Genomic DNA, 20,796 nt, shown 5'->3' on the forward strand with positions numbered 1-20,796 from the left:
TTTTGAGTAAAAAATTACATACTTAGGTATTTTACCGTAATTTTTTCAAGAATCATCATTTTGTGATGTAATGTTTAGCTCAGAGTGAGGAAGGTCATGGCGTAACAACAGATAGTCCGTCACGATTTGATTGTTGAGTAAATGTTCTTGAATAATTCGCTCGATCGCGATCGGTGTTACCTTCTGATACCACACCCCTTCGGGATAAATCAACAAAATCGGTCCACCCTCACAAACTCGCAAACAATTCGCCTTCGTCCGAAACACAAAACAAGGCGGATCAGCACTGGGTTGATCTAATCCTAGCTCTTTCAGTCGCCGTTTCAAATAATTCCAAGACTCTAACCCTTCCTCATGGGAACAACATTTGGGTTTCGTCTGATCCGCACACAAAAAAATGTGTCGTTGAATTTTCTGTAATCCTAGTTTTTCAAGGTTTGTTATTGCTTCTTGGTTCATTGCATCATTAATTATTAATAATTGACTTAGCAATCTTGGAATTGCTGTTCAAATTGTTCAGGGTTTATTTTGTTGCTTTCTTTGTCTAACAAATTCTTTAAATTCCTCTAAAGTCGGTTCGTCTAATTGATATTTTTCAGTGGTATAATCTCCATAACCTACTTCAAATTGTTGAAGAAAACGTAACGTACCTACAACACCTAATGAGTTAATTAAGGCTTGATAACCTTGTTGTCTAATTTCAGTTAGCTTCATCGGTTTCCTCCTGTAAGATATTCATTAACCAAATGACGGGATTTTCGACTTTTATAGTGATAAAATTGGGAAATTTTTTCGCTTTTTTTAACAATCTGTCATCAGTGGTTAAAAAGACATCAAGATGATAGATTTGACTAAAGGCTAAATGGAAAGCATCATTTAGTTTAAATCCTTGTTCAATTAAATTACTTGCTAGAGTTTCTATTCTATCATTAGTATCTAGATAACGAGTAGCAATGGATAAAATTGTTTTAAGTTGTTCTTTTTTAAAGGAATCTGAATTTCTGGAAATTTCAAATTCAATTGAATCACTATTTACTAATGTCCATTTTTGTTGTTGACATTGTTCTAGAATAAAAATCATAGCTTCTGCTTCTAATTTTATTCTGGGTTGTTGTAAGTCATCAAGGGGACGATTTAGACAACAAATATCAGCATAAATTAAGTAGGGCTTGCTAAAAAAGTCCATTGGTTGGTTTAGTTACATCTTGTAGGGGTTGCCTTGCCCACTTTTTGGTTCATTGCATCATTAATCATTAATAATTGACTTAGCAATCTTGGAGTTGTTGTTCAAAAGTAGATGTTACATCTTGTAGGGTTTGCCTTGCAAACCCTACGCAAATCAAGGAAGACTTATCACTACTAGAAAACAAAGGTACGGAAACCCACACTCGTTTCTGAGTTGCCAAGCGATAGTAAATTCGGCTAAATTAGCACTCAGAACAAGAGAGTGCTAAAAAAAGAGGAAATTAACTTATGGCAACTGTATCCCTTAGTGTTTCTACCGTCAAACCCCTTGCCGATCGAATCTTCGTCAAGATCAGTCCCCAAGAAGAAAAAACCGCTGGCGGGATTCTGCTTCCCGACACCGCCAAAGAGAAACCCCAAGTTGGGGAAGTGGTACAAGTGGGACCTGGCAAACGCAACGATGACGGTAGCCGTACCGAACCCGAAGTGAAAGTGGGAGACAGAGTTCTCTACTCCAAATACGCGGGAACCGATATCAAACTCAGTAACGAAGACTACGTTCTCCTTTCTGAAAAAGACATCCTCGCAATTGTCAACTAAATTAATCAACACCTATTAAGGAGAAGATAAACTACTATGGCTAAATCAATCATTTACAACGATAAAGCCCGTCGCGCTTTGGAACGCGGAATTGATGTTCTTGCTGAATCTGTCGCGGTAACATTAGGACCGAAAGGACGCAATGTCGTATTAGAGAAAAAGTTTGGCGCACCTCAAATTATTAACGATGGTGTCACCATTGCCAAAGAAATCGAACTGGATGATCACATCGAAAATACTGGCGTTGCGCTGATTCGTCAGGCGGCTTCTAAAACTAACGATGCGGCTGGTGACGGAACCACGACCTCGATCATCTTAGCTCATGCTTTAGTGAAAGAAGGCTTAAGAAACGTCGCTGCTGGTGCGAATGCGATCGCGCTCAAACGCGGTATTGACAAAGCCGTAGAATTTTTAGTCGGAAAAATCAAAGAACACGCCACTGAAATCAACGATCCGAAAGCGATCGCGCAAGTGGGAACAATCTCTGCTGGTAATGATCCAGAAGTGGGCGACATGATCGCCAAAGCAATGGACAAAGTGGGTAAAGAAGGGGTCATTTCCTTAGAAGAAGGAAAATCCATGACCACCGAATTAGAAATCACGGAAGGGATGCGCTTTGATAAAGGCTATATTTCCCCCTATTTCGCCACCGATACCGAGCGGATGGAAGCGGTATTAGATGATCCTTACATCCTTCTCACCGATAAGAAAATTACGGTTGTCCAAGACATTGTTCCCATCTTAGAACAAGTTTCTCGCTCTGGTAAGCCGTTATTAATTATTGCTGAAGATATCGAAAAAGAAGCACTGGCGACGCTGGTTGTTAACCGTCTCCGTGGCGTGTTAAATGTCGCTGCAGTGAAAGCCCCTGGTTTCGGCGATCGTCGTAAGCAAATGTTGGAAGACTTAGCGGTGTTAACGGGTGGTCGCGTGATCACGGAAGATGCGGGCTTAAAATTAGAAAGCGCTGGTCAAGATATGCTGGGAACGGCTCGTCGGATTACCATTACTAAAGACAGCACCACGGTTGTTGCGGAAGGAAACGATGAAGCGGTAAAAACCCGTTGCGATCAAATCCGCCGTCAAATCGAAGAAACGGAATCCAGCTACGATAAAGAGAAGTTACAAGAGCGTCTTGGTAAACTCTCTGGTGGTGTGGCGGTGATTAAAGTCGGTGCTGCCACTGAAACCGAAATGAAAGATCGGAAACTGCGCTTAGAAGACGCGATTAACGCCACGAAAGCAGCAGTGGAAGAAGGTATTGTTCCTGGTGGGGGGACAACCTTGGCTCATTTAGCCCCAGAATTAGAAAAATGGGCGCAAGAGAATCTCGCGGGAGAAGCGTTCACCGGCGCAACGATCGTGATGCGCTCTCTCACTGCTCCCCTGAAACGAATTGCAGAAAACGCAGGGGCAAATGGGGCTGTGATCGCGGAACGAGTGAAAGAGAAAGAGTTTAATGTGGGTTACAATGCTGCGGATGATACGTTTACGAACTTATTAGAAGCTGGTATTGTTGATCCTGCGAAAGTTACTCGCTCTGCGTTGCAAAATGCCGCTTCGATCGCATCAATGGTGTTAACCACTGAGTGTATTGTTGCTGATCAGCAAGAAAATAAAGACAAAGCTGGCGCTGGTGCTGATGATTTTGATTACTAATCTCTAGCGCGATCGATAATTAATTAAAGTGGGGTGGGGCAAAGCTCTACCCCGCTTTTTAGATATTTAAAGCGCGATCGGGAAGTGTTAATCAAATTTCGCGCCTTCGAGTTGGCAATGGTTGAGATTGGTTTGGCTTAAGTTTGCTTCCTGTAAGTTTGCTCCTTGTAAGTTAGCGCCACTGAGATTGGCTAAAGCGAGACTCGATCGATGGAAGTCAGTATTTTTAAAATTAGCATTACTCAAATAAGCGCCAGATAAATCCGCACCGCTCAATTTTGCCCCTTGTAAATTAGCCTCTGAGAGGTCAATATCAGTTAAATCCGCACCGCGTAAGTTTACTCGTGACCAGTTTACCCCATTTAAGTCTAATCCTCGCAGGGTTGTTCCTCGTAAGTTTGCACCTGCGAAATCTAGTTTCGGATTGAGAGCGGCGATTTCGCAAAGTTCGAGAAAGTGATCATTGTTGAAGGTTTTGATCTGTTCGATCGTTTTCAGTAAGGAAGATATTTGTTTCTCTGAGGGTTGAGGTGTATTTTCTGAAGTTGAGGGGGAATTTACCTTGAGAGAAATGAGGGGAGAGGAAAGCTGGGTTTCCCGTAAAAAGAGAGCAATTTTACGATGAAGAATCGCTTGTTGATTGGGATGAATATCATGTCGCCATAGCCCCTCGATTTCTGTAATTTGGAGATCAGATTTTTCTACCGTTAAAGTCGCTTCGATCGACCAATTTTCTGAGCTTGTGGCGATTTTTCCCAATTCAATGTTTTCTAAAGCGTTTGTTTTTAGGATATCAATCCCTGCAGGTAAGGCAATTTTCCAACTGGGAGCGTCAACGGTGGGAGATTTTTCGATCGGTAACTGATGGTTAATTTGTTCTGAAAATTCGGTAAAACGTGCTTCTTGAAGTTGAAGTTGGAGGGTACTTCCCGTTAAACCAAATTTAACGTTTCCTTGAGCCAGAGAAAAGTCTGCTGAGGAAAATTGGATTCCGAGGGCGAGGTTAATTTCTTGCTCGGAGAGGGGAGTTGTAATTAGGCTAAGAGTAACGAGAGGGTGAGTTTGGCTTACGGTTTCTGTCATCTTATCATTGCTTGAGCGAGATTCAGATAATTGCTTATAATTGGCGTTGGGTTTCGCTTCGCTCCACCCAACCTACGTTTGATCATTGAATTTTAACCTGTCATTACCATTCCACCATCGACGTTAAAAACTTGTCCAGTGATATAGGCGGCGGCGGGATCACTGGCAAGAAATCGCACCATGCCAGCGACTTCTTCGGGTTGACCATAACGTCCGAGAGGAATATATTTGAGGATTCCTTCGGTGTCTAAACCTTCTGTCATTTCTGTAGCAATGAAACCTGGGGCGACTGCGTTAACGGTGACGTTACGGGAGGCCAATTCTTTCGCCATGGTTTTGGTAAAGCCAATCACCCCAGCTTTGGCGGCGCTATAGTTGGCTTGTCCTGGGTTTCCCATTTGTCCCGCGACGGATGCAATGTTGATGATTCTTCCTTTCCGTTGTTTGAGCATGATTTTACTCACGGCTTGGGTGCAAAGAAAAACACCAGTTAGGTTGAGATCGATGACTGCTTGCCAATCTTCTGGTTTCATGCGTAACAGTAGGGTATCGCGGGTGATGCCAGCGTTATTGACCAGAATATCAATGCTTCCCCATTGCTTGCGGGTTTCTTGGATTAAGTTTTGTACTTCTTCGCTTTTGCTGACATCGGCTTGTATGGCGATGGCTTCACCCTTTTGATCAGTGATTTCTTTAACTACTGTTTGCGCGGCTTGCTCCGATCGAGCATAATTAATGACAACTTTTGCACCGGCTTCGGCTAAAGAAAGGGCGATCGAGCGACCAATTCCTCTCGATGCTCCCGTCACGATCGCCACCTGATCTAATAAAGGCTCTGCTGACATTTCTGTAATTAATCCTTATCCTATAAAGTAATTTCTTCCTAATTGTTAATGGTTAATTGTGAATTGTCAATTCTCATCGCGCTGAAAATCCGATACAATCAAAACAAATTTTTAACTTCTCATCAGTGGTGTGTTTTTTTAGGAGGATAGGCCAATTAATTTACCAACCGATACCCCAACCCCTTCTGTCCTAAAAGTTTGGGGAGAAACGAAGCTAGAAGGACAGGCTCGCATTAGTGGTGCGAAAAATTCTGCTTTGGCAATTATGGCAGGAACAATCCTTTGTGCCGATGAATGCCGTTTACGCAATATTCCCTCTTTAGTTGATATTAACCACATGGGCGATGTTTTAGCCAGTGTGGGGCTAAAATTACATCGTGAGGGAGATGTTTTAGAGATTAACGCCCAAGAGATTACTACGTCTAAACCTCCCTATGAGTTGGTGTCTCGTCTGCGGGCAAGTTTTTTTGTCATTGGCCCGTTGTTGGCTCGTTTGGGGATGGCGCGAGTGCCATTACCAGGCGGTTGCGCGATCGGTGCGCGTCCTGTTGACCTTCATGTGCGCGGTTTAGTTGCTATGGGGGCAAAGGTTCGCATTGAACACGGAATTGTTCATGCTGATGTGCCTGGTGTCAACAATCGCTTACAAGGGGCGGAGATTTATCTGGATTATCCCAGTGTTGGCGCAACGGAAACGATTTTAATGGCGGCTACTTTAGCCGAAGGAGAAACTCGCATCGAAAATGCGGCTCGCGAACCAGAAGTGGTGGATCTAGCGAATTTCTGTGTTGCCATGGGCGCGAAAATTCAGGGGGCGGGAACAAATACAATCACGATTTCTGGTGTTCCCAGTTTGCACAGTGTTGATTATCCGATCATTCCCGATCGCATTGAAGCGGGAACGTTTTTAGTTGCTGGTGCCATTACAAATTCTGAGATTTCGATCTCTCCTGTGATTCCAGAGCATTTAATTCCAGTGCTGGCAAAATTGCGAAGTATGGGCTTAAAAATTGTGACGGAAGCACCGAATTGTTTGCGTGTGATTCCGAGTTCTCTTCAGGGGACTGATATCGAAACTTTACCTTATCCTGGGTTTCCGACGGATATGCAGGCGCAATTAATGGCCTTATTGTCGCTGAGTGCGGGAGATAGTGTGATTACGGAAACGGTGTTTGAGAATCGCCTACGCCATGTGGCAGAGTTGAAACGGATGGGCGCTGATATGCGTTTGAAGGGTCAACAGGCGATTATTCGCGGTGTTCATCAGTTGACAGGTGCGCCCGTAATGGCGACCGATTTACGTGCCTCTGCTGCACTCGTGGTGGCGGGTTTGGCAGCAAAAGGCATCACGACTGTTCAAGGGTTACATCACCTCGATCGAGGCTATGATAATCTCGAAGGAAAGTTACGGCAACTGGGAGCAAAATTACAACGAGTACCAGCAGAAGAAACTGATCTTCTAGTTGAGCAACCGATCAAAGTTTAATCCAATTTATAGTAGGTTGGGTGGAGGGAAACGAAACCCAACATCAATCAGTGACCAGTTAAGCAGTTACCAGTTACCAGTATTTCTCAAACTTAATTAGTAACAGTAAATGCTCGATCACTTATTAATTTACTGATTACTGATCACTGATCACTGGTCACTGATCACTGCAATGGGTGGAGGGAAACGAAACCCAACATCAATCAGTCATCATTGTAGAGACGTTCCATGGAACGTCTGTACATTAGTCACTGATCACTGATTCAGGTCGGCCCCCTACCCCCCAATCTTGGGGGACAAAGATTTTCCTAAAAGCAGCCGTCGGGGTTGCTGCAATAACCAGGCGGTTAAACTGAGTTCAACCCTCTTTAACTGATAACCGCATTGATCATATAGCTGTTGCGCTTGTTGGTTATTGTCTAAAACATGAAGATAAACCGATCGAAACCCCCATTCAGAGGTTAGTTTTTCACAACTGCGTAACAAATGCCGTGCAATGCCTTGTCGGCGGTAGTTGGGACTCACGGCTAAGTTAGAAATATAAGTCGATTCGTATTGTTTGGGAATCCAACCTTCGGGACAACTTAAACCGAGTTCGACCACGCCGACAATTTTATCCGAGGTGGTGGTGGCGACTAGACAGCCATAATGAGCGCGATCGCCACATAAACGACTACGAATGTCCTCATAAATCCCCAATTTCAGAAAGGGATACATGAGGATACCCCAGCCTTGACAGGAATGGAAACTATGAGTCAGCACTTCAGAAACTGCTCCTAAATCCTGAGTTCGAGCGTGGCGAACTGTAAAGCTCTCCACTTGCGGATGGGGATAGGGGTTGGAAAGGGAAGAGGTGTAAACGTTCACAAGCGTTGTAGTCGGTGAGTTAACAGAATCTAATACCATTTCTAAATACTCAGGTAACAACAAATCCCCCCTAACCCCCCGATGATTGGGGGGGAATAATGAGTTGGTATGTCGCGTTCATTGATCGAAATGGTAATAACTTCGTTTTTCCATGTTTTGCTCTCTGCTGACTCCCTTTATAGCATAAGACAAAGCTCATTGGTCAGTGTGGTTAGCAGCATCGGGAATCGGAAATTTAGTGGAGTCTGGCAAACCCGATCAACTGTTATAAATTCACTTCTTGAATGTTATCAAAAACTTGTTGCTGAGTGAGATCAGTTTGACTGGTATCCATCGTTTCTGGATTCAAGTTAAACAGCACTCGCAAGAGATTTAAACCATCCACTGAACCGTTCGCCTCATCGCTATTGTCCACATCTAGAAGGGGATTATCTCCTTCAAGCCCCTGTTGAATGTTATCAAATACTTGTTGCTGGGTGAGATCGGTTTGACTGGTATCCATCGTTTCTGGATTCAAGTTAAACAGCACTCGCAAGAGATTTAAACCATCCACTGAACCGTTCGCATCGCCGTTATTATCCACATCCAGACTAAAGCGTGGCGGATTAACATTAACCGTGACTGTTCCCGTTGCTTGAGCGTTAGCGGAATCAGTGGCGACCACATCAAAGTTAAAAGTATCCTGTATCGCAAGATTAAGGTCATCGGGATCAGCGACGGTCAATTCACCGCTATTTTCATCTAACCCGAAAGGAAGTTGTCCATCTTGATCCACATTTGTGGGAAGAACATCGCCGAAACTAAAGGTGAGGTCATCCCCATCCGCGTCTTCCGCATCAATTGTGCCAATTACTGTTCCTTCTTCGCTGTTTTCATTAACGCTAAAAGATTGATCATTAAGGACGGGAGGATTATTATCAACCTCTACGGTTAAGGTTTCTGTTTCTAGGTTGAGAGTAATGTCTTCATTAGTGAGAGGAGTACCATTACCAAGAGTGGCTCCGATCGAGCGTCCATCTTCATTTTCCCCTGGAACAGTTAAGGTTAATGTTCCTTCCTCAGTTGTGGCGACTGCTTCCATTTCCACGATCGCAAACCGTTCGGGAGTATTATTAGCGCCAATGACATTATCCGCAACTCCATCTTCATCCGCATCAGTTACCGCATCCGTTGTTCCCCCAGAAAGAGTGATCATCCCCTCAGAAAATGTTGCCACACGAGCGGGAGCAAAACCTAATTTTTCATTAATCAAATCCGAAGGAGTGTCAAATTGGGGAGTCAAAACATCTAAACTCTGTTCATCAAAATCGAGATTAGCGGAGAAGGTGCTAATCCCACTCGGATCATCTGCGGAAACAAGAATTTCGACGAAGAAGTTTTCACCAACTACCAGACGATTTTCCTCGATCGCGCTCCCATCGCTATTGAGAAGATTCAGAGTAACATCAACTTCCGTTTGCAGATCATTGACATTTACCGTTACTTCTTCCTCCGTCGTATTTTCTTCATCATCTGTGGCAATAACATTAAAAGTCAAACTGTCTTGGGCTTCAAAATTGAGGTCATCGGGATCAGCGACGGTAATCAAACCAGTCTCAGGATTAATTTGAAAAGCCTCTTCGCCATCTCCATCGAGATCATCGACAGCGTTTAAACTCAACGTAACACTTTCTCCTTCTGGATCAGTGCTTCCTGCTCGACCGACATTCGTTCCCACAGGACTATTTTCATCCACATCGGACACTGTCACCCTCAAAATTGGAGCTTGATTCGTATTCGGATCATTTTGAACAATTGTAATTAATCCTGTATCCGTTGCGCCCAATGGATCGGTTGCTTGTACCGTTAAACTCATTTCTGGTTCTAAATCATCAGGATCATTAACGGTGAGACGGGGTTGGAATTGGCCATCCACTTCTACCACTGAAACAGCAAAAGGACTTTCTTCATCTTGATCCAAATCATCATTTCCCTGTAGAATACTGAGGGTTAAACTGTTGAGTTGATCGTCGCCATCGCGAATAGACAATTCACCGACAACATCTTCCGCATTTGCATTCGGTTCGATCGAGAAAATGGCATCTTCCACTTGTGGAGTCCCATTATTGGCAGCAACATTAAGAGCAGAAGTAATAAAACTGTCATCATTAGTGGTTGCAAAGTCAATAATCGCTGCGGTGCGTAGGAATCCTTCTGTTAATCCAGCCGCTTCCACTTGTTGGACAATGTCGTTAAAACGATCTGTTCCTAACTGTTCTTCTAAAACCTCAAGAGTGATTTCTCTAGCTGGGAAGTTCGTGTCATTAATTTCAGCAAGGTTTTCTCCCTCTCTTAACAGTAGAGAGTTAGCTGGATCGGTGGTTCGCCAACTTTGTGCAAACTGATTGTTAATCTGATCAAAAGTGGGGTTTGGTAAAATTGTCCCATCACGAAGGGTAAAGTCATCATTGGGATTACCATCTTTGTCTCCGAAAACACCAGCGATGTTACCGTTTCGTTCTTCCGACAGGAAGACACGAGGATCAATCCGATTCTCAAAAACTTGGACAACAATCCGTTCTTCTCCAGCTTCATCTAGGTTAATTTGGAATAAACCATTGTCTAAATCAGTGACAGGAGTTTCGTTTAAGTCGCTGACATTTTCACCGTTGATGAAGACAGGATTTTCTTCACCAGCGTAAAGCGCGATCGTGTCTCCATTCACTTCCGTTGCGATCGCGGTGTAGTTAGAAAGACTATCGGAAGATTCTCCATCTTCTTCAATAGTGGGAGAAGTTCGCACCTGAATGGTTAGAGGATTATTTTCATCTGTGGATTCAACAACGGTAAATTCTCCCACCACTTGGAAACTAAAGTTGTTGCGATCGAAGCTGCTGACATGAGGATCACCTAAACCAAAGCTCGCCGAATTCAGGATCATTTCAATATTCGAGCTTCCGATCGTCGTTGCTTCTTCGTCGCTGACTTCAACTGTTAACTCAAAGGAAGGAACAATACGACTCAAAATCGAATCGCCAGAATTAGAGTTAATGGACTCAAATAAGGGGCCGAGATCATCAGTATCATTAACAGTAATCACTCCCGTCGCATCGATCGTAAACGGCGGATTACCATCTTTATCCACATCGGGATTTTTTGTCACCTCTTCTCGATTAGATAAATTAATCAAACGCACTTGAGAAGAGGTATTCAAGCTAACACTTAAATCATCACCATCAGGATCATTAATGGGTAATTGTCCCACTTCTGTTCCATTAGTAACAGATTCATTAATCTCAAAATTGCGGTTTCTCACAATCGGTGGTCGATTTACTTCATCCACATCCGTTACCGTTACCGTTAAATCCTGTTCAACCGTGCTACCATTGCCATCATCTACCGTCACCGTCACCTGATAAGCATTATCCCCATCCTCATCACCGGGATTTTCAAAATCAGGTGCGTTGCTGAAACTTAAACCTCCCTCATCATTGAGAATGAATAAACCTTCATCCGCACCTCCCGTAATCGAGAAACTTAACGCATCCCCATCAGGATCAGTGGCGCTGAGAGTAACAACACTGGTTTCATTTTCCGACACCTCGATCGCATTGTCAGAAGTGAAAGTGGGCGCTTCATTCACATCCGTGAGATTTACCGTCACCGTTGCGGTTGGTGTGAATTCCCCATCACTCACCGTTACCGTTAATTCTCGATTCGGATTCGTCTCAAAGTCTAAATCCGTTTCACCCGTCACGAAAATTTCTCCTGTCTCATTAATCCCAAAGCCTTCTTCCTCTAAACTGTAACTGAGGGAATTTCCTTCTGGATCACTGGCTTCGATCGCCCCCACGACGGTTTCCCCCTCACTGTTTTCAGGGATCGAGAAACTTTGATCTTCAATAATTGGCGCTTCATTCACATCCGTGAGATTTACCGTCACCGTTGCGGTTGGTGTGAATTCCCCATCACTCACCGTTACCGTTAATTCTCGATTCGGATTCGTCTCAAAGTCTAAATCCGTTTCACCCGTCACGAAAATTTCTCCTGTCTCATTAATCCCAAAGCCTTCTTCCTCTAAACTGTAACTGAGGGAATTTCCTTCTGGATCACTGGCTTCGATCGCCCCCACGACGGTTTCCCCCTCACTGTTTTCAGGGATCGAGAAACTTTGATCTTCAATAATTGGCGCTTCATTCACATCCGTGAGATTTACCGTCACCGTTGCGGTTGGTGTGAATTCCCCATCACTTACCGTTACCGTTAATTCTCGATTCGGATTCGTCTCAAAGTCTAAATCCGTTTCACCCGTCACGAAAATTTCTCCTGTCTCATTAATCCCAAAGCCTTCTTCCTCTAAACTGTAACTGAGGGAATTTCCTTCTGGATCACTGGCTTCGATCGCCCCCACGACGGTTTCCCCCTCACTGTTTTCAGGGATCGAGAAACTTTGATCTTCAATAATTGGCGCTTCATTCACATCCGTGAGATTTACCGTTAAATCCTGTTCAACCGTGCTACCCTTACCATCATCTACCGTCACCGTCACCTGATAAACATTATTCCCATCCTCATCACTGGGAGTCTCAAAATCAGGTGCGTTGCTGAAACTTAAACTTCCCTCATCATCGAGAGTGAATAATGCCGCATCCACACCTCCCGTAATCGAGAAACTTAACGTATCTCCATCAGGATCAGTGGCGCTGAGAGTAACAACACTGGTTTCATTTTCCGACACCTCGATCGCATCTGATGAAGTAAAAGTGGGGCTATTATTAAGAGGAATTTCAACCGTAGTCGTATCGAGTAAACCTGAAGGATCACTCGCGTTGATGGTGAGAGTTGTTATCTCTGTAATTTCTTCAAGGTTAGCAACACTGATTTCTCCAGTTTCGGAGTTGATTGTAAACGCGGGAATCTCATTATTATTGCTGTCGTTACCGCTAATAATTTGTAACTCGATCGCGTCTTCTAAACTCTCTTCAATAATCCCAATTTCTCCGATAACTTCTCCTTCACTGATTCCATCTAAATTAATGGGATTAAAGATAAAGCGATCTTGTTCAAAAATTGCTGAGGTGATGTTAACGGTTTGATCAAAAACTTCGCTGATAGTGTTATTGTTCGTCTTACCGTCTGCTAATGCAAATCCTTGTGTGGGATTAATTTCTAGATCGAAGGTGACATTACTGGCGAAAACATTTTCGGTTTGAAATTGTAGTCGTGCTAAGGTTTCATATTCACCAACACCGATCGGATCGCCGTTTTCTTCTCCTGGGCGAATGGAAGAAGCGCTCAAACTTTCAATTAAACCATTTTCTGCATCTAAGTTACCTTGAATAAAGGAGGTAAAACTTTCAGGAATAATAGCTTCGGCTGGTTGAAATGTATTATCTTCATTGAGAGGAGCAATCAGTGAAAAGACATCGGAATCAAAATCAAGATTAACTCCTAATGCGCTAATTCCTAAGTCTTCTGTTGGGAGATTGGTGCGATTATCTCTGACTCGGATTTCCGCAAAAAAGTTTTGTTCTGGGGTAATTAAATTATTGGTGATTTGATCGCCTACCTCACCATTATTATTTTCAAAGAGAGCGATTTCTACCTCAACAGGCGCTGCAATTTCTGTTACTTCTAATTCATCATTAAGAGTGATATCTTGTTCTGTTTTTCCGTCGTTGAGGGCGAATCCTTGTGTTGAATTTGTGGTGACTTGGAAGTTTTGATCGATCGTTTCATTGGCTAAGTTTAGCTCTTGAGTGGCTTGAAAACCTAGCGACGCATAAGTAGAAAATTCTCCCACACCGATCGCGCTTCCATCTTCACTATCTGGAATAATTGAAGATGCACTCAATCCTTCAATTAAACCATTTTCTCGATCAAATGTTCCCCCAATAAAGGAAGTAAAACTTGGCGGTACGATCGCGGCTTCAGGGTTTAATTCTCCTGCTTCGTTAAGAGGAGAAATCAATTCCAACTGATCAGGATCATATTCAAAATCAATTCCTAACGCACTGATACCCGTATTTTCTTCAGGAAGATTAACTCGATTATCTCTGACTAAAACATCAGCAAAAAAGGTTTCTCCAGGATTAACTCGGTTCAAGTTTTGAGCAATTAAATCTCCTTTTTCTCCATTATTATCTTCAAATAAAACGATTTCATACTCAATCGGCGGAGCGACTGTAATGACTTCCTGTTCAATTCCAACATTAATGTCGCTCTCTGATTTTCCATCTTGTAAGGTTAAGCCTTGAGTCGAGTTTAAATTCAGATCGAGTTGATCAACCAGAGACGTTTTAGTTTGTTTTGCCTCCATTTCTAATAATGCGAATGAGGAAAACGCTTCCGTCCCGATCGCGCTTCCATCGTCACCATCAAGCACAATTGAAGACGCACTGAGTCCTTGAATTAACCCAGATTCTACATCAAATTCACCATTAACGAAATTCGTAAAACTCTCAGGAATAATCACATCAGAAGGAATTAAATTCCCTGAATCATCGAGAGGAGAAACCAGATTAAATGCTTCAGAATTAAAGCCAATATCTAATCCTAACCCTGTAATTCCTTGTTCCGATTCAGGTAAATTTTCTCGATTATCTTTGACCAAAACTTCAAGGAAAAACCGTTCTCCAGGATTGACATTACTGGCAATTGCTTCTCCTTTTTCCCCATCAACACTGCTAAATAGACGAACATCTATTTCTACTTCTGGCGCAATTGTGAGGAAAGGAATCGGAACATTTGCTCCCCCTTGAATTTCGTTTCCATCCTCAAGGGAAAACTCTTGAGTCGGGTTAACTGCTACGGTTAAAGGAGGGGTTTCTGTAGAAAAATCAGGGGTAGTGGTTGCTTTTAATCCTAGTCGCGCGAAAGACTCAAATCGTCCTCGATTTCCTTGAGAAGGATTATCTTCTCCCTCTAAGTTAATGCTACTAGCACTTAATCCCTCGATTTCTCCTGTTTCTGGGTTATAGTTTCCGCCTTGGAAAAAGTCGAATCCTTGCGCTGTAATCGCAGTTTCAGGAATTAATTGTCCAGCTTCATCGAGGGGAGAAATCAGTTCAAATTGTTCCTCATCGAAGTCGATATCTAAGCCTAAACCGTTAATACCTAATTGGTCAATATTGATTTTTTCTCGTATGTCTTTAATAAAAAATTCAGCAAAAAATTCTTGTCCAGGGTTAACGGTATTGTTAAAAATGCGATCGCCTTTTTCTCCATTATTATTTTCAAACAATAACAGAGAAACTTCCTCCACCTGATCGGTAACATTAATGTTGAGGGTTTCCGTGTCTGTATTTTCAGCGCGATCGCCCACTGTGACTTCAACTTCATAGTTATTATCACCAGAGGCGCTGCGAGGGTTTTGGAAGTCGGGAGGTTGAATAAAATTCAATTCCCCCGTTTCTTCGTTAATGGTAAATAAATCAGCATCAGCGCCACCAGAGAGGGAAAATGTTAAGGTTTCGTTGCTATCAGGATCGATCGCAGTGATTGTCGTGACATCAGTCTGATTTTCTGCAATCGAGACAGTAGTGGGTGACGTGAGAGAAGGAGATTCATTAACATCAGTGACATTGACAGTAAGAGTTTGGCGATCGATATTATCCGCCGTGTCTCGCACCGCTACCGTTACCTCATAGCTGTTATCACCAGAAGCACTCTCAGGGGATTCAAAGTCTGGGGGATTAATAAAACTCAATTCCCCTGTTTCTTCATTGATGGTAAAGAAATCAGCATCAGCGCCTTCAGAGAGGGAAAATGTTAAAGTGTCGTTTTCATCAGGATCGATCGCAGCAACTGTGGTGACTTGAGTTGTATTTTCAGAAACCTCTACTTGGTTACTAATTGTAATTTGAGGAGTTTCGTTAACTTCGATTTCAGTAACCGTAATCTCAAAAGTGGATTCAGTCGTGATTCCAGTGTCGCCAGTAGCGGTGACAGTGACGTTAACGGAATCGCCATCGGTTTCAAAGTCAAAGCTACTATCATCTTTAAGTTTTAACTCTCCGTTGACGACTTCTAGACGATCATCGCTGACAGTAAAGGTAAAGGTTTCTTCAATGGTCAATTCAAGAGGATCACTGTCTAGTTCATATCCAGAAGCAGTATCAAAGCTAGTAACATTGAAATTAACCGTTTCTTGGTTCGGATCAAGAACATTCAGCGTTCCGAAACTGACTCCAGAAACCTCTTCCTCGACGGTAAGACTCCTATTTTCGAGGATTAGATCAATAGGATTCGGATCAATGTCAGAGAAAGGATTTTCTACTGTAAAGTTGAAGTTTCCGAGATTGAGGGGGAGAGGTTGATCGGGCCAATTACCATTAAAGTTAAAGTATTGGAATTGAAGATAGCGATCGGTTTGAGAATCGTTATCAAAGTTTTCCTCATCAGCAAAGCTGTTCACTTCTCCAAACAGATCAGTTGCAAAGAGATTAGAGGTTTCGTTGAAGGTGAGGTTTGAGGAATCGTAATGAAGACGGAGTGCAATTCCCGTGAGGGTATTATCCACTGGGGAAGTATTGTAATTGAGAGCGAGATCAAAGTTACTATCTACCTCTACCGTTAGGTTTGGGGTTGCAAGTTGGATAATTTGAAAGTTCATTGAGTTCTCCTAAAAAAGTGTGTTAGTTGAGTTAAATCGGTGTGAATATCGGTGTGAATAAGAGAGAGGTTAAATAGAAGTGAGATCAGCAAGATTGGCTTGAATTTCCTCTAGAGATAAAGAAGAATCAGGGGAAATTGCGCCATTAATCAAAGCCTCACCAGCAAAAGCATCCCCAAACAAGAAGCGCACCGCGATAATGCCATCGGAAAGAGGATTAATTTCCCCATCCTCGTCAATATCGAGGAAACCTTCATCAACTCCGATTTGGAGATGGTCACGAATTTCTGGTAAGCTGCGACTTGCCTCAGCACCGATCGCGCCATTAATCAAGTCATCATTACTAAACGCATCACCAAAGAGAAAGCGCACAGTCATAATGCCATCGGAAAGCGGACTAATTTCCCCATTTCCATCAATGTCTAATGACCAATCTATTGTTTCATCAACGTCGGTTACTTCGATTTGGAAGTTTTCGGTGATGATTCCGCCGTTTCCATCTGCTGCGGTGACTTCTAGTTCATAAATGTTGTCCTCATCAGCGTCTATGGGGTTTTCAAAGTCGGGAGGATTATTAAACTCTAATTCTCCTGTATCAGGATTAATCGTAAATAATCCTTGGTCAGCGCCACCCGTGAGGGAGAAAGTAACTTCATCCCCATCTGGATCATCTGCTTGGAGAGAGAGCGGCGCGATCGCGTTTTCTTCAATAGTTTGTAAGGAATCAGAAGTAATGATTGGAGGTTCATTAGTCTCTTCTGAAACATCCAACACTTCTATGTTGAGCGTTTGACTGGTGTTTCCACCGTTTCCATCTGCTACGGTGACTTCTAGTTCATAAATGTTATCCTCATCAGCGTCTATGGGATTTTCAAAGTCTGGGGCTTCAATAAAGCTCAAGTTACCATCAACATCAACGGTAAATAATCCTTGGTCAGCACCACCAGCTAAGGACAGGGTTACGTTATCCCCATCAGGGTCTTCTACTTCTAAAGCAACAGCAGTGGTATTTTCATCGACTGTAACTTGGGTATCGACAAAGTTGGGTGGGACATTATCATCATTAACATTATCTGTGATTCCGTTGATGGTAATCGTCACTTCTGCGGTATCGGTGCCGCCGTTGCCATCAGAGACAGTGTAGGTAAAGATATCTTCGCCTGTTTCACCATCGTTGAGGTTTTCAAACGCACTGTTGGGGTTAAAAATGTAGCTGCCATCAACGTTAACCGTTAATAAGGCTCCCGAAGCAAGCTCAAACTCAGTTCCAACATTGGCAGCATCCCCATTAACCGCACTGATACTGAGGGTGTCTCCCTCATCGGGATCAGTATCGTTAGCGAGAACCCCATTGGCAGCATTGACGTTCAGTGTTGTCTCTTCATCAGTGCTTGCAGTGTCGTTATTGGCAATAGGAACTTCATTGTCACCAAGTTCAAAGGCCCCGATATCCACTTGTCCATTGAACACGCGATCGAAGCCGTCTCCTCGTTGGTCGAAGGGAATCGGTTCTGAGGTATCGCCATCGCTGTCTAAATCAAAGGTATCAGGAGGAATTTGGTTGTTATCGCCAGCATCGATCGCTGGACTGTCTTCTAAAAGCGCATGAGTGAGAGTAATACCACCATTATCGGCTAAAGGTTCTAGAAGAGGATCGGCATTCAGTACACTGTCGCTGGTGGGAATGCTACCATCTTGAATAATGTTAACGCCTTCAGTGGTAACGCCATCTTGTTGGTCGGTTACATCCCCTCCGATACTGTTAGCAATGATGCTGTTAGTGAGAGTGACAGTACCAATATCAAGGTTATTCGTAAAATAGTTGTAACTGTAACTGTTATATAGTCCGCCTCCTTGAGTGGCAGTATTATCATTGATTGTACTATTGATGATGGTACTGTTGCTTGGGCTTGATGAACCGAGACTGCCAAAAATTCCGCCCCCTTCTTCATTAGCAGAATTACCACTGACAGTGCTGTTGGTAAGCATGAATGTGCGATTATTGTAAATTCCGCCGCCACGATTCCCAGAATTGCCACTAATTATGCTATTCGTGAGGCTTGCTGTGCCATAAGATAAATAAATTCCGCCTCCTTCTTCATCAGCAGAATTGTTACTGACAGTGCTGTTATTCAAATCAAGTGTACCACCGTTAACAATTCCGCCACCACGATTAGCAGAATTGCTACTGACACTACTATTGATGATCGTGCTAATTCCCAAGGTGAGAGACTGACTATTAAAAATCCCACCACCCTCACTATCAGCAGAATTGCCACTAATAATGGTGTTGCTAATGGTTAGATTTTCGCTGCTAAAAATCCCCCCTCCGCGACTAGATGCAGAGTTATCAGTAACGATGCTGTTAATAAGGCTTGCCGTACCTTCATTGTCAATCCCCCCGCCAGTTCTCGCACTATTCCCACTAAGAGTACTGTTAGTAAGGGTTAAATTTTCCCGATTTAAAATCCCTCCCCCATTCTGAGCAGTTCCTCCACTTATAGTCAAGCCAGAAATTGCCACTGTTTTGCTTACGCTGTTGTCTCCATCGTCAACGGTTAAAACTCGATCAAATCCCCCTCCATCTAGTGTCAGTTGATCTTCTCCTAAACCTTCCAAAGTTAAGGATTTATCAATAATTAAATTAGAATTTAGAGTGATCGTTTGTCCTGCTAAATTAGGAGCAAAGCTGATTGTTCCGCCTTCTTCAGTAAATGCCAAGGCTTCCCGTAAGGAAATATCTCCAGGGCTAAGATCAAAGTCATTTTCATCAACTGATGTATCCACAATCAAATTAGCGGACAAACTTGGAACCGTCAAAATAGCTGTTCCACTACCTTGAAACTCTACTGCACCGATATCAATACTGCTGTTAGCAATGCGAGAGTTACTCGTTTGATCAAAGGGTACTGCTTCTGTTGTATCGCCATCACTGTCAAGGTCAAACTCATCTGTAGGAATCAACCTATTGTCACCGAGATCAATCACGGGACTGCCTGCTAAGGGAATCTGGGTTAGTGTCAATCCACCATTATCTTGGAGAGGGGAAAGATTGGGGTCTAAAGTTAACGCACTACTGATGCTACCATCTTCGACCAAGTTGACTCCTTCGGCAATAATTAAACTTCGTCCTCGGACATCTCCACCGACGCTGTTGACAATGATGCTATTGCTGATGTTTGCCGTACCGTCATTGTAAATTCCCCCACCTTTAGAGCCGGAGTTACCACTGATGGTGCTGTTGCTGATGCTGATTGTGTCATTAAATCCATTTTTAACCCCACCTGTAACAGCAGAGTTACCACTGATGGTGCTGTTAATGATACTTGCCGTACCTTGATTGTAAATCCCACCTGCACCAAAAGTAGAGGAGTTGTTACTAATATTACCACTGATGGTGCTGTTAATAATACTTGCCGTACCGTAATTGTAAATCCCACCTGCACCAAAATTAGAGGAGTTACTACTGATAGTGCTGTTAATGATGCTTGCCGTACCTCGATTGTAAATCCCACCTGCACTATCAGCAGAGTTACTACTGATAGTGCTGTTATTAAGGGTTAAATTTTCATTGTTTCTAATTCCTCCTCCATTAGAGGCGCTTCCGCCACTGATGGTGAGTCCGTCAATGGTTACATCGATCGCGCTTTCAAAATCTCTATCATCAATGTTAAACACCCGACTATTGCCACCTGCATCAATGGTAATATCAGGCGTGCCATCATCATCTAAATCGCCATCAATAGTGAGAGCCTTGTCAATATCTAATTGACCGTTAGTAAGAGTAATTGTGCCTGAAGCATTAAAAGTAATCGTATCACCAGCATTGGCACTGCTAATTGCTGTCCTCAAAGCTGACTCATCAGGAGCAATGCTAACAGTCGCTTGCTCAACAATAACTGTTTCCCCATCAATGGTTAAAGTGGCACTGTCGTCTTCTGCTTGCAGTTGGGCTAAAGTTTCTGGATTTAAATCTTCCCCTTGCATTAAGGAAGCAAAGATCGCGCCCTCATCCCCAGGGCTATCCGTCTCATTAATCTGAGCATCGATCGCGTGTCCGATTTCTTCCAGCAAGACTGCGGTCACTGCTTCTGGATGATCAGCATTCGCTAAAATCAACTCCTGCGATAAGAAAATCTGGTTAGTTTCCCCAGCATAAGCCCCCAAAGCTCCCTGTAACTCCGTTGCACTAACAATAGAAAGCCTCGGCAAATTCAGAGGGGCTGATAAGTTTTCTCCCCACTCCTCAGCCTCTCCAAAGGGAAGTTCCATCTGTTGAACCCAGTCTGGACGGTTCAGAAAATCACTTAACAGTTCATCTGCTTGCTTTAAGGAGTGATGCAATAAGTCATTGGTTACTAAGTCTTGTGTAAGAAAGGGCTGAGAGTTTAGGGCGATCGTGCCGTTTTTGGCTAAATCTAGCTTGAAGTCTAAAGTCATGGTTAATCAATCTCTCCTGCAATTAATATCTGTCAAAT

11 protein-coding genes are annotated in these 20,796 nt (G+C 43.1%); 3 read left to right on the top strand and 8 right to left on the bottom strand.

Going from position 1 to position 20,796, the window contains the following annotated elements; all coding sequences use genetic code 11:
• Nucleotides 1-45: 45 nt before the first annotated feature.
• The 3 genes from DACSA_RS01735 to DACSA_RS01745 are packed head-to-tail and all read right to left on the bottom strand — an operon-like array spanning nucleotide 46 to nucleotide 1,186.
• Nucleotides 46-459, bottom strand: a complete 414-nt coding sequence (locus DACSA_RS01735; protein WP_015228130.1) for a (2Fe-2S) ferredoxin domain-containing protein — start codon at nucleotides 457-459, stop codon at nucleotides 46-48.
• A 57-nt stretch (nucleotides 460-516) separates the two neighbouring features.
• Nucleotides 517-714 carry a hypothetical protein gene (locus DACSA_RS01740; protein ID WP_015228131.1) on the bottom strand — a complete coding sequence of 66 codons (198 nt, stop codon included), beginning with the start codon at nucleotides 712-714 and terminating at the stop codon, nucleotides 517-519.
• Nucleotides 701-1,186 carry a PIN domain-containing protein gene (locus DACSA_RS01745; protein ID WP_015228132.1) on the bottom strand — a complete coding sequence of 162 codons (486 nt, stop codon included), beginning with the start codon at nucleotides 1,184-1,186 and terminating at the stop codon, nucleotides 701-703. The genes DACSA_RS01740 and DACSA_RS01745 overlap by 14 nt, the downstream gene beginning before the upstream one ends.
• Nucleotides 1,187-1,473: 287 nt before the next feature.
• On the opposite strand from DACSA_RS01745, the gene groES reads away from it, so the two are divergent.
• Both groES and groL read left to right on the top strand, forming a co-directional pair.
• Nucleotides 1,474-1,785: a co-chaperone GroES gene (groES, locus tag DACSA_RS01750; RefSeq protein ID WP_015228133.1), complete on the top strand. Its 312-nt coding sequence runs from the start codon at nucleotides 1,474-1,476 to the stop codon at nucleotides 1,783-1,785.
• Nucleotides 1,786-1,821: 36 nt separating this feature from the next.
• On the top strand, nucleotides 1,822-3,444 hold the full coding sequence (groL, locus tag DACSA_RS01755; protein WP_015228134.1) for a chaperonin GroEL: 1,623 nt from the start codon (nucleotides 1,822-1,824) through the stop codon (nucleotides 3,442-3,444).
• Nucleotides 3,445-3,531: 87 nt separating this feature from the next.
• Here the strand turns inward: groL and DACSA_RS01760 are convergent, their stop codons facing one another.
• Both DACSA_RS01760 and fabG read right to left on the bottom strand, forming a co-directional pair.
• Complete coding sequence (locus DACSA_RS01760; RefSeq protein ID WP_015228135.1) at nucleotides 3,532-4,527, bottom strand: pentapeptide repeat-containing protein; 996 nt, start codon at nucleotides 4,525-4,527, stop codon at nucleotides 3,532-3,534.
• A gap of 92 nt (nucleotides 4,528-4,619) precedes the next feature.
• Nucleotides 4,620-5,372, bottom strand: coding sequence for a 3-oxoacyl-[acyl-carrier-protein] reductase (fabG, locus tag DACSA_RS01765; RefSeq protein WP_015228136.1), 753 nt, complete (start codon nucleotides 5,370-5,372; stop codon nucleotides 4,620-4,622).
• A 154-nt stretch (nucleotides 5,373-5,526) separates the two neighbouring features.
• Here fabG and murA point away from each other — a divergent pair, with 154 nt between their 5' ends.
• A complete protein-coding gene (murA, locus tag DACSA_RS01770) occupies nucleotides 5,527-6,858 on the top strand; it encodes a UDP-N-acetylglucosamine 1-carboxyvinyltransferase (RefSeq protein ID WP_015228137.1) in 1,332 nt (443 codons plus the stop codon).
• A 276-nt stretch (nucleotides 6,859-7,134) separates the two neighbouring features.
• Here murA and DACSA_RS01775 read toward each other — a convergent pair whose 3' ends face one another.
• The 3 genes from DACSA_RS01775 to DACSA_RS18125 form a co-directional block, all read right to left on the bottom strand.
• A complete protein-coding gene (locus DACSA_RS01775) occupies nucleotides 7,135-7,764 on the bottom strand; it encodes a GNAT family N-acetyltransferase (RefSeq protein WP_015228138.1) in 630 nt (209 codons plus the stop codon).
• Between the two features lie 226 nt (nucleotides 7,765-7,990).
• Complete coding sequence (locus DACSA_RS01780; RefSeq protein ID WP_015228139.1) at nucleotides 7,991-16,318, bottom strand: cadherin domain-containing protein; 8,328 nt, start codon at nucleotides 16,316-16,318, stop codon at nucleotides 7,991-7,993.
• 69 nt (nucleotides 16,319-16,387) lie between these two features.
• Nucleotides 16,388-20,758, bottom strand: coding sequence for a beta strand repeat-containing protein (locus DACSA_RS18125; protein WP_015228140.1), 4,371 nt, complete (start codon nucleotides 20,756-20,758; stop codon nucleotides 16,388-16,390).
• Between the last annotated feature and the right edge of the window lie 38 nt (nucleotides 20,759-20,796).

The sequence above is a fragment of the Dactylococcopsis salina PCC 8305 genome, from assembly GCF_000317615.1.
Classification (GTDB): Bacteria; Cyanobacteriota; Cyanobacteriia; order Cyanobacteriales; family Rubidibacteraceae; genus Halothece; species Halothece salina.